Source organism: Clostridium sp., assembly GCF_021443865.1.
Taxonomy (GTDB): Bacteria; Bacillota; Clostridia; order Clostridiales; family Clostridiaceae; genus Clostridium.
The window spans coordinates 1-11,759 of sequence record NZ_JABUTB010000065.1; the positions used below are offsets into that span (position 1 = coordinate 1).

General features: G+C 26.8%; 11 protein-coding genes. 9 read left to right on the top strand and 2 right to left on the bottom strand.

Annotation, left to right across the window (positions count from 1 at the left end; genetic code table 11):
- The 3 genes from HUJ77_RS11510 to HUJ77_RS11520 form a co-directional block, all read left to right on the top strand.
- Positions 1-835, top strand: an 835-nt coding sequence (locus HUJ77_RS11510; protein WP_291708765.1) for a HAMP domain-containing sensor histidine kinase, incomplete at its 5' end; no start/stop codon positions are given.
- A gap of 62 nt (positions 836-897) precedes the next feature.
- A complete protein-coding gene (locus tag HUJ77_RS11515) occupies positions 898-1,395 on the top strand; it encodes a TspO/MBR family protein (RefSeq protein ID WP_291708767.1) in 498 nt (165 codons plus the stop codon).
- Positions 1,396-1,461: 66 nt separating this feature from the next.
- Positions 1,462-3,417, top strand: a complete 1,956-nt coding sequence (locus HUJ77_RS11520; RefSeq protein ID WP_291708770.1) for a DNA topoisomerase — start codon at positions 1,462-1,464, stop codon at positions 3,415-3,417.
- Positions 3,418-3,624: 207 nt separating this feature from the next.
- Here HUJ77_RS11520 and HUJ77_RS11525 read toward each other — a convergent pair whose 3' ends face one another.
- Together HUJ77_RS11525 and HUJ77_RS11530 are read right to left on the bottom strand one after the other, a co-directional pair.
- Positions 3,625-4,329, bottom strand: a complete 705-nt coding sequence (locus HUJ77_RS11525; protein WP_291708772.1) for an LrgB family protein — start codon at positions 4,327-4,329, stop codon at positions 3,625-3,627.
- Positions 4,329-4,706, bottom strand: a complete 378-nt coding sequence (locus HUJ77_RS11530; protein WP_291708775.1) for a CidA/LrgA family protein — start codon at positions 4,704-4,706, stop codon at positions 4,329-4,331. The genes HUJ77_RS11525 and HUJ77_RS11530 overlap by 1 nt, the downstream gene beginning before the upstream one ends.
- A gap of 181 nt (positions 4,707-4,887) precedes the next feature.
- Between HUJ77_RS11530 and HUJ77_RS11535 the strand changes: the two genes are divergently transcribed.
- The 6 genes from HUJ77_RS11535 to HUJ77_RS11560 form a co-directional block, all read left to right on the top strand.
- The gene (locus HUJ77_RS11535) at positions 4,888-5,916 is read left to right on the top strand and encodes an ABC transporter substrate-binding protein (RefSeq protein WP_291708777.1); all 1,029 of its coding nucleotides are present in this window, start codon (positions 4,888-4,890) and stop codon (positions 5,914-5,916) included.
- Between the two features lie 173 nt (positions 5,917-6,089).
- Positions 6,090-6,857: an ABC transporter ATP-binding protein gene (locus tag HUJ77_RS11540; RefSeq protein ID WP_291708779.1), complete on the top strand. Its 768-nt coding sequence runs from the start codon at positions 6,090-6,092 to the stop codon at positions 6,855-6,857.
- On the top strand, positions 6,850-7,638 hold the full coding sequence (locus HUJ77_RS11545) for an ABC transporter permease (protein WP_291708780.1): 789 nt from the start codon (positions 6,850-6,852) through the stop codon (positions 7,636-7,638). The genes HUJ77_RS11540 and HUJ77_RS11545 overlap by 8 nt, the downstream gene beginning before the upstream one ends.
- Before the next feature lie 198 nt (positions 7,639-7,836).
- A complete protein-coding gene (locus HUJ77_RS11550) occupies positions 7,837-9,681 on the top strand; it encodes a hypothetical protein (protein ID WP_291708781.1) in 1,845 nt (614 codons plus the stop codon).
- 57 nt (positions 9,682-9,738) lie between these two features.
- On the top strand, positions 9,739-10,836 hold the full coding sequence (locus tag HUJ77_RS11555; RefSeq protein WP_291708782.1) for a hypothetical protein: 1,098 nt from the start codon (positions 9,739-9,741) through the stop codon (positions 10,834-10,836).
- Positions 10,837-10,926: 90 nt separating this feature from the next.
- Positions 10,927-11,759, top strand: an 833-nt coding sequence (locus tag HUJ77_RS11560) for an undecaprenyl-diphosphate phosphatase (protein WP_291708783.1), incomplete at its 3' end; no start/stop codon positions are given.

An 11,759-nucleotide genomic window follows, 5' to 3' on the forward strand; every position in this document is an offset into this window, starting at 1 on the left:
AATAATAAAACAAAGAAAAGAACTATTAAGGATAGAAAAAAAGCTAAAAGAAGAAAACATAAATGAAGCCTTCTATTCGAATATTTCTCATGAACTTAGAACTCCAATTAATGTAATTTATTCAGCTCTTCAATTAAATAATATCTATTTAAAGGATAATAAAATAGATAAGATTAATAATAACAACAAAATTATTAAGCAAAATTGTTTAAGACTTATTAGAACTATAAATAATTTTATTGATAGTAATAAGCTTTCAGATGGATTTTTAGAAAGTGATATTAAAACTTACAATATAGTTGATATTATTGAAAATATAATATTATCTTGTGATAATTATATGAAATTAAAAAACACTAATCTTATTTATGATCCAGAATTTGAAGAAATATATTTAAACTGTGATAAAGATCAAATGGAAAGAATAATGCTAAATATATTATCAAACTCATTAAAGTATGGAAAAGAAAATGGAAATATATATGTTTCTATAAGAATTGAAAATGAGAAGATAGTAATTGAAGTTTTAAATGATGCAGAGACTATACCAAAAGACAAAAGAGATGTGATTTTTGAAAAATTTACAAAGGTAAATGCTTCTTTTAGTAGACCTTCAGAAGGCAGCGGATTAGGTTTATATTTAACTAAAGGATTAGTTAATCTCCATGGAGGAGAAATTAGTATAAATGCAGGAGAAATCTATGGGAATTTATATAAAATAGAATTGCCATATAATAAAAACTTAAAGGCAAAAGAAACTGATTTAAAGCATTATATGACTATGAACGAACTTCAACAAAAAATAGATATTGAGTTTTCAGATATTTACTTCTAATAACATAACTATAATTATTAAAGCATATATAATAAAGAATAATTTATATAGGAGTGTTATATGTGAAAAATAAACTTAATAGAAGTATTAAGATTATTCCCTTAGTTTTTAATATATTATTGCCTCTTCTTGGTGGATTTTTAGCTTCTTACATAAATAGGAATGCTATTAATTTTTATAGTGTTAATGTTAAAAAACCATTTTTCACACCACCAAGCATTGTATTTCCTATAGTATGGAGCATTCTATATGTATTAATGGGAATTGCAGCATATAGGATATATATAAGAAATAAAGAACATAATGAAGATAATGGAGCATATTTCTTTTACTTAATTCAATTAATATTAAACTTTATGTGGAGCTTTATATTTTTTACATTTAGGTTATACGGAATAGCCTTTATATGGATAATAATATTATTTATTTTTGTTGCTATTACCTTTATAAAGTTTGTAAAAATAGATAAAATTGCTGGAGTATTACTTGTTCCATATATGCTTTGGTTAATTTTTGCAGGAGTTTTGAACTTCTTTATTTGGGTTTTTAATGAAATGTAAATTAAGTTGTAGTATAATAAAGTAGACCTTCTATGAAGGTCTACTTTATTTAGAAAGGAAGTTTCTATGGGGAAAACTTTATTTATTGCAGAAAAACCTTCAGTTGCTATGGAATTTGTGAAGTTGTTAAATGTCAAGGGGAAGAGAAACAACGGATATATTGAGGGTGAAAAAAGCATCTTTACTTGGTGTGTAGGACATATGGTAACAATGAGTTACCCAGAGGTTTATAATGAAAAATTAAAATTTTGGAATTTAAGAGACTTACCTTTTTTACCAAAAGAATATAAATATGAAGTAATTCCTTCTGCTTCTGCACAATTTAATGTTGTAAGTAGTTTAATGAATAGAGAAGATGTAGAAACAATTTATGTTTGTACCGACTCTGGGCGTGAAGGAGAATATATATATAGACTAGTTGATGATATGGCTGGTAATCCTAAAAAAGTAAAGAAAAGAGTGTGGATAGATTCTCAAACTGAAGAGGAAATAAAAAGAGGGATTAAAGAGGCGAAGCCCTTGTCAGAGTATGATTCTTTAGCACATTCAGCATATTTAAGAGCTAAAGAAGATTATATATTTGGTATAAATTTTTCACGGTTATTAACACTCTTGTATGGTAAAACTCTTGCTAATATTCTACAAAAGGATAAGAATGTTGTTGTAGCTGTAGGTAGAGTTATGACTTGTGTTCTTGGAATGGTAGTAGAAAGAGAAAGAGAAATAAGAGACTTTAATAAAAAGTCATTTTATAAGATATCTGGTAAATTCTCAAAGGAAGAAGACAGTGTAGAAATAGTAGCAGATTGGAAGGCAATAGAAGGATCAGATTATTTTGAATCTCCTAAATTATATAGTGAAGTAGGTTTTAACAAGAAGGAAGATGCTGAAGAATTAATTACTAAATTAAGAGATATAGGCTTTGGAACTGTGAAAGAAGTTAAGAAAACTAAAGAGAAGAAGAACCCACCTCTTTTATATAACTTAGCAGAACTTCAAAATGAATGTACAAAGAGATTTAAAATTAGTCCAGATGAAACATTAAAAATAGTTCAAAATCTTTATGAAAAGAAGATGGTTACATACCCAAGAACTGATGCAAGAGTATTATCTACAGCAGTTGCAAAGGGAATAAAAGGAAATGTTATAAAACTTAAGAATATGCCAATAGGGGAAGAGCTATCTAATGTAGCAAATGAAATAATAGAAAAGGATTATTCAAAGAGCATATTAAAAAGTAAATATGTAGATGATAGTAAAATTACTGATCACTATGCAATAATACCAACTGGAGAAGGAAAAGATACTTTATTAAAGTTACCTAGCCTAGATAAACAAGTATACTTTGTTATCTTAAGAAGGTTTTTATCAATATTTTATCCTCCAGCACAATATAGTAAAATGGCTATTACCATATTAGTTGGTAGAGAAAACTTTATTTTAAATAAGAAGGTATGTATTGATAAAGGATATCTAGTTATATTAGGCAATGATAAAGAAGAAAAGGAAGAAGCTTTTCCTGAAAACTTAAGAAAAGGAACTAAGCTAATTATTAATGAATTAGAAATAAAGGAAGGTGAGACTTCACCACCAAAGAGATATACTACTGGTTCAATGATAATAGCTATGGAAAATGCGGGAAAGCTTATAGAAGACGAAGAACTTAGGGAACATATTAAAGGAGCTGGAATTGGAACATCAGCTACTAGAGCAGAAATTCTTAAAAAGTTAATTAATATAGAATATATGCAAGCTAATAAAAAGACACAAATTATAACGCCAACTAATCTTGGAGAAATGATATATGAAGCAATAAAGGTTTCTGTACCATCTCTTCTTAATCCTGCATTAACAGCTTCTTGGGAAAAGGGATTAAAGCTTGTAAATGATAAAGAAATAGAGCCAGATGAGTTTATGACTAAACTTGAAGCGTATACTAGAAATAATACACAAAGAGTATTGAAATCATCTAACATAGGAGCTTTAAATACTAAATTATTAAAGATAAAAAACCAACAATAGTAGAAATTAAATAATTAACAATGAAAAAATGAAAAAGGTGCTATCGCAACAGAAATTAATTAAAAATTTAGAATGTATAATGAAGAATTATTGAAGTGATTTCTTCCAAATCACTAAAAATATATCTTTATTATAAACTCCTTTAGGAGTTTATTCATTTATTTTACATTTTAAATTTTTAATTTTACATTGTGCGATAGCACCTCTTTATTTAATTAAAAATGATAATAATGCATAAAATATTGGAGCTAAGAATACTGTCATAATTCCAGCTATCCCAATTGATAATGAACTCATTGCACCTTCAGTTTCGCCAAGTTCTAAGGCTTTCGATGTCCCAACAGCATGAGAAGCTGTTCCTAAAGCAATACCAATAGCAACTTTATCATTGATTTTAAATTTCTTGCATAATAAAGGTCCAATAATAGAACCAATAATTCCAGATATAACTATAGATAATACTGTAACTGGAGCTAAACCACCAAGTTGATTTGTAATTTCTATACCTATAGGAGTTGTAACAGATTTTGATAATAAAGATATAGTTAAGACTTCTTCTAATCCAAATATATTAGCTAATAAAATTACTGATGCTATTCCTATAGAGCTTCCAATTAATATGCCTATTAATATAGGCAAGAAATATTTTTTTAATAATTTTAATTGCTTATATAGTGGTACTGCTAAAACAACAGTTGCAGGACCAAGAAACATATTTATAAATTGACCACCCTTGTTATATACATCAACATCTATGTTAAAAATTAATAAAAAGCCAATAACTAAGGCTATAGCTATTAATAGAGGGTTAAAAATTGGGGATTTAGTTTTTTTATATATTAACAAACCAGCTTCAAAGGCTAGAAGTGAGATTATTATTCCAAATAAAATGTTTTCTGTTAATATTTCCATTACTTCTCATTGTATCCTTTCTGAATTTTTTTTTCTTTAGTTTTTATTATGTATTGAACGATAGTGCCAGTAGACACAATTACAATGGCTGTAGTAATTAAACATAAAAGTAAAATATATATTAAACTATCCTTTATTGAGCTAAAGGACGAAATTAACCCTACACCAGCTGGAATAAAGAAAAATGACAAATGATCTAAAAAAAATGAAGATATGCTTTCTACATTCTCAACTTTAATTACTTTTGTACATAATAATACTAAAAGAATTATCATCCCTATAATATTTCCAGGAAGTGGAAGAGAAAAACCCTTAGAAATTAGCTCTCCAACTAGATAAATACCAAGAATAATTATAGCTTCTCTAAATATTTTCATTAGATTACCTCCTTACACTATTATTATTAATTTATCACTATTAAAAACATAAGTAAATGAAGTAAAACATTTACACATCAATAAAAGTAAAAATAAATTAAAATCCCTTATTTTTTAACAAAATTTGCTACCTATTCATATTATAAACCATAGATTAATTACTATTCTTATGGAGGATTAAATGAAAAGCAAATTAATTAAAATTGCATCAATAGTGGCTTTATTAGGAATAACTTCATTAAGTTTAATTTCTTGTAATAAAAAGACTGTTGATGAAAATAAAGAGTTAACAAAAGTTAGGTTAAATGAGGTAGTAAGATCAGTATTTTATGCACCTATGTATGTTGCAATAAATGAAGGCTTCTTTAAGGAAGAAGGAATAGAAATAGACTTATCTACAGGGCAAGGAGCAGACAAGACAATGCAACAAGTATTAAGCAAAAATGCAGATATTGGTTTTGCAGGACCAGAACAAGTAATTTACATTAACAATCAAGGTAGGGAGGACTATCCAGTTCTTTTTGCTCAATTAACTCAAACTGATGGAGCCTTTTTAGTAGGAAGAGAAGCGAAAGAAAACTTTAAATGGACAGATTTAAAAGGTGCTGAAATCATAGGAGGAAGACCAGGTGGAGTTCCTGAAATGGCATTTGAATATGCTTTAAAGAAAAATGGATTAGATGCAAAAACTGATGTTAATATGGTAACTAATATAGACTTTACAGCTACATCTGGAGCATTTAAAGCTGGAACTGGTGAATACGTTACTTTATTTGAACCAACAGCTTCAATGTTAGAAAAAGAAGGTAGTGGTAAGATTATTACATCTATTGGAAAAGAAGTTGGAAATTTACCATATACTTGTTTCTTTGTAACTAAATCATATATGGATAAGAATCCTGGAATACTTCAAAGCTTTACTAATGCAATTTATAAGGGACAAAAGTGGGTTGAAACACATAGTAATGAAGAAATAGCTGATTCTATTAGTTCATTCTTCCCTGGAACAGACAAAGATATAATAGTTTCAGTTGTAAAAAACTATAAAGAAATAAATGCTATTGCTACTAAGCCTTCAATAAAAGAAGAAGACTTAACAAGATTAATGGATGTTATAGAAAGTTATGATAGTAGTCTATTACCTGAAAGACCTTCATTTGAAAAGATAGTAAATAATACTTTTGCAGAAGAAACAATGAAAGCTAAGTAGATGCTATGAACAATGAAAAATGAAAAAATGTAAAATGTATGATAAAAGAAAAAACTCCTTGAAAAGTTTATAGAATAAATGAAGTCTAGTAATTTTATATTTTACATTCTAAGGAGCTGCTTTCACAGCTCCTTAGAATATAGTGTTAATACATATAGAAAGGAGGTTAGGAAATGAGTTTAATAAATATTTCAAATATAGGTTTAACTTATCATTCTATAAATGCAGAAACTAAAGCAATAGATAAGTTGAATTTTTCAATAGAAAAAGGCGAGTTTGTAAGTATTATTGGGCCATCAGGCTGTGGGAAATCCACTTTATTAAATATAATTAGTGGTTTATTAAAGCCTTCTGAAGGTGAAATAATTTATAATGATAAAATTGTTAAAAATAGATTAGATAAAATGGGATATATGTTTCAAAAAGATTATTTATTTCCATGGCTTTCTGTTAAAAATAATATAATGCTAGGACTTAAAGTGAAAAAAATAAATACTAAAGAAAATATTGAAAGAGTAGATAAGTTATTAGAAAATTATCAACTAGATAGATTTAAAAATCATAAACCAACTGAATTATCTGGAGGTATGAAACAAAGGGTTGCATTAATTAGAACTCTTGCTTTAAATCCAGATGTGCTTCTTTTAGATGAACCATTTTCAGCTTTAGATTACCAAACCAGATTAAAGGTTTGTGATGATGTAAAGGGAATTATAAAAAAAGAAGGGAAAACCGCTATAATGGTAACCCATGATTTAGGAGAAGCCATTGCTACTTCAGATAGAATAATAGTTCTTACTAAAAGACCAGCAAAACTAAAATTAGATGTGAAGATTGAATTTAATAATAAAGATGCTACTCCTTTTCAAAGGCGTAAAGAACCAGAATTTAACGAATATTTTAATTTGTTATGGAAGGAGTTGGACATTGTAAATGAGTAATGAACATTTAGAGTATATAAAGAAAGTAAAAAGAGATTCATTAAAGGTGACTTTATTTAGATTAGGGATATTAATTATTTTTATAGTTCTATGGGAGTCTTTAGCAGAACTTAAAATTTTAGATCCTTTTTTGACATCTAGTCCAAGTAGAATAATAAAGTCATTAATTTCATTTATAAAGGAAGGAACTCTTTTAAGTAACATACTAATCACATGTTATGAAACAATATTAGGGTTCACTTTAGGAACAGTATTAGGTGCTATAATAGCTATTATTTTATGGTCTTTTCCCTTTGCATCAAGAGTATTAGATCCATACCTTGTAGTATTAAATGCACTACCTAAGGTGGCTCTTGCCCCTATCGTCATATTTTGGGTTGGTAATGGTATTACGGCAATTATAGTTGTAGCACTGCTTATTTCAATCGTAACCACTATTATTACTGTATTAACTGGATTTAATGAGGTGGATAAAGGAAAATTAAAACTAATGGAGACTTTACAAGCAAATAAATTTCAAACCTTAAGATATCTTGTTTTCCCAGCTAATATTCAAGTTATAATATCAGCATTAAAAATAAATGTAGGGTTATCTTGGGTAGGAGTAATAATGGGAGAATTCCTAGTAGCAAGAAAAGGCCTAGGCTTCTTAATAGTTTATGGTGGCCAAATATCTCAATTAGATATGGTTATGATGAGTATAGTTATACTTTCAGTAATTGCATTTATTATGTATAAATTAGTTTCAAAGCTTGAAGAAAAGCTTAAGAATATAAGTTAAAGTAGAAGTAGAAGTAATATAACTTGTTTAGAGCTGTGATATATAGAAAATAAAAACCTAAGATAAATATACTTCACAGCTCTTTAAATGGGATAGATTCTATATTTAAATTTTAATTGTAAAAGGGGTTAATATTTGATAAAATCTATATGTATTTAAAATAGAACACATATAGATAAAGTTATTTTGGAGGGGAATATGAAAGAAGTAAAGGGACTTTTTACCAAGTTTGAAACGTATTTGAAACCGTTTTTTAACAAAGTTGAAAGCTTATTTAAACCAATTACTAAAGCTTTGAAAGATAGCATAAAAAAGATAAGTTCTTTATATAAAAAAGCAAATTCTAAAAATAAATATGTAGAACCACTTTTTGTTATAAGTACTTCATGTCTTCTAGTTCTTATTATGATAATATCAATAAAGAGTTTTACTACTGTTGAAGAAGTAAATATTACTAGTAATTCTGCAGAATATTTATATTATAAAAACGAAAATGATAAAGCTATTGAAGAATATAGAAAAATGCAAGAAGATGATAATTGGCCAATATGGACAGTAAAGATAGCAGATATATATTCATTACAAGGTGAAAAGGAAAAATCAAATACCTTATTAAAAGAAGCTTTAATTAAAAGAGACAAAGTTATAAAAGCTGAAGGATATGAAGCATATAAAGAAAAAGATTTAGAATTAATAAAATCAATGCTATTTACCTTTACTTTCAACCAAGAATACGGAGATGTTATTTCTTTTGGAGAACAATACATTGAAGAGTATGGACAAAATATAGATATTGCAAAAATCTTATTTGTTGCATATCTACAAAATAATAATGAGTACAAAGCAGAGGAACTTTTAGATACTTATCCTTTAGATGAAAACTCATCATATAATATTGTTACATATGCTAATATGAATATATTAATTAATAGATGGGATATAGGAATAGATTTATTAAAAGATGCTTGGAATATAGATAATAATGACATAAAAATATTTAATGTAATAAGAGAAATGTATTTATTTGATAAGGATTCTTTAATTGATACATTAAAAAATAAAATAAATAATTCAATTGATTATGAATATAAAGTGTTTTTAGCAGCTGCATATTCAATGGATAAGGGTTCTATTAATGAGGCATTAAACTTAATTAATGAATTAGATAGTAAAAATATTGATACTATTAATACTGATTTTATAAAACAAGAAGTATACAATAATTCAAATAAAGAAATTATAAACCAAGAATATTTAGATGCCGCTATACATAAATCAAAAGCAATAGATAAGGAATCATATTCAACATATTATTTATTATCACTTAAAGCCTTAGTGAATGAAAAATATGATGAAGCTTTAACTTATGCAAAGAAGAGCATAAACTCTAATATTAATAATGGTGAAAGTTATGGAATTCTAATACCAAATATACTAAATGGTAAAAAAGATTTTAATACTATTCAAATATATTATAGGGAAGCCATTAAAAAAGAACCTTTTAACTATGAAACAATATTAAATTTAGCTAATTATTATACTAATTATGTTTCAAATGATGCAAAAGTAAAAGAGTACTATAAATTTGCAATCAATTTAAGAAAAGATAATGCTGATTTATATAAAAAGCTTGCAGATATATATATAAAAGAAGAAAATTATGAAAATGCTATAGAGAATATTAAAGAAGCTATAGAAATTGACGATAATATACAAGAGTACTATACAACCTTAGGAGCTCTTTATTTAATGGAAGAAAATTATGAAGAGGGCATAGAGATAACTCGTAAGGCTTATTCTATGAACGAGAAGGATGTTAGAGCACTAAATAATGCATCATGGTATTATTTAGTTGTTGAAAAAGATTTGTTAAGAGGTTTTGAAAATCTTAAAGCAGCTTATTCAGAAATTCCAGCAGGTATAAAGGATGAAGAGAAAAATATAATAATAGATAATTATAATTCCATTAAAAAAGCTTACGACAAATATATGGAAGATGAAACTGAAGAATTTAATATTACAGGGTTGAAATTGATATATTAAAAGTGCTATTTAGCACTTTTTTTATAAAAAAAATTATTTAAAGGTTTTGGAGGGTATATGAAAGGTGCTAAAAAATCAATAAAAGTTATTTTGGTTCTACTTATTATAATTGTTGGATTTCTTTATATTTATAAGAATAAATATAAAGAAGGGGTAACTGTTAAGGCTTGGGAAAATATATATAATGAGAATAATATACAGTTTTTTTACAGTGATGAAGATGATAAAAAAATAAGTATATTAAATCAAACTAATAATGTAGAAGAAAAAGTAAAAGGTGAAAAGGATAGTCTAAAGAAGGCTATAAAGGTTATTAATGTAATTAATGAAATTATTACTTTTGATGATATTCAAAGTACAAATAGAATTAATGGGTTTGATATTTTAAAAGATAAGGCAGAATCTAAAAAAGTATCCGCAAGAGATTTAGGAATAATTTATAGAGATATTCTTCAAAGTCTTGGATACACAGCTAGAGTTGGCGAATTCAAAAGGCTTAATACTAGTTTTAATAAGGAAAAGTCTTATTACGTAGTTGAGTATTGGAGTAAGGAATATAATAAATGGATAATGATTGATTTTATAGATAAGGGGTATTTTGACAATAATGGATTCCCTTGTAGTGCTATGGAATTATTAGATATAGATATAAGAAATTTAAACTATACTGGAAATACTGATAGAAGTGATTATATTCCTATGCTAAAGAAACTTTTATATACATATACAATAAGTATAGACAATACAACAGATATGTTAAAAAGTAATAGTTATATAACATATATAAAGGATAAAGAGGACATTACCCTTAAATTTAAAGGAGTATACTTGCCACCTACTATATTTACAGAGAATAAAGAGTTAATGAATAAAAACCCTATTGAAAATGTTAAAAGCCAAGATGAGAAGGCATATATAATATTAATGAAAAAGCAAGAGAATAGTAGTGGAAATGAAGAAAATAAAAATGCCTTTATAATAGGTGCTTTTAAAGATGGTAAAATCCTTGATGAATATTATATTAGAGAAAATAATGAAGAATTTATAAAGGTTAAGAAATATAAAGATATAAATCTAACAGAAGGAAATAATAGTTTGGAACTTTCACTAAATGGAGTAGATACAACAAGTAAAATAGATATAAATTTTAAATAATAAATTTTTAAGATTTAAGGAATAGACAGTATATATATATGAAGGTATAATAAAACTTGTTGTATTAGAAGACATAAGGGAGGAAAGGTAATGGGTTTAGATTTTATTTATATACTTAAAGCTATTGTAATAGCAATAGTAGAAGGTTTAACAGAGTTTGTACCAGTATCATCAACAGGTCATATGATATTAGTTGGTAGTTTAATTGGATTTAGAACAGGAGCATTAGGAACTGAAGAATTTGCAAAAATGTTTGAAGTTGTTATACAACTTGGTGCAATATTAGCAGTTGTAGTATTATATTGGAATAAGCTTTGGGGAGCAGTAGTAGATTTTTTTACTTTTATTTTTTCTGGTGGGAAAAAAGGAGAAAAAGGGTTTAAATTTGGAATAAACGTAATAATTGCATCTATTCCAGCTTTAATAGTAGGATTAACATTATATGATAAGATAAAAAGTTTATTTAAACCATCAGCAGTTGTAGTTGGATTTATAGTTGGTGGTATATTATTAATAGTAATAGAAAATAGATTCAGAAGTAGAGTTTCTAAAAGAAGTGGAAAGATGCCTACAAATGATGTGTTTGATATAACACCAATTCAAGCTATAAAAGTAGGGCTTTTCCAAGTGCTAGCTATGTGGCCTGGAATGTCAAGAAGTGCTTCTACTATAATGGGAGGATGGATTGCAGGACTTTCAACACCAGTTGCAGCAGAATTCTCATTCTTTTTAGCTGTACCAGCTATGGTAGGATCTTCAGCAATGGATTTATTTAATTTCGATTATTCAATTATGAATGCTACCTTTACAGTATCATTAATATTAGGATTTATTGTAGCTTTTATAGTATCATTAATTGTTATGGATATGTTTGTAAGCTACTTAAAGAAGAAACCTATGAGAATATTTGCTATATATAGAGT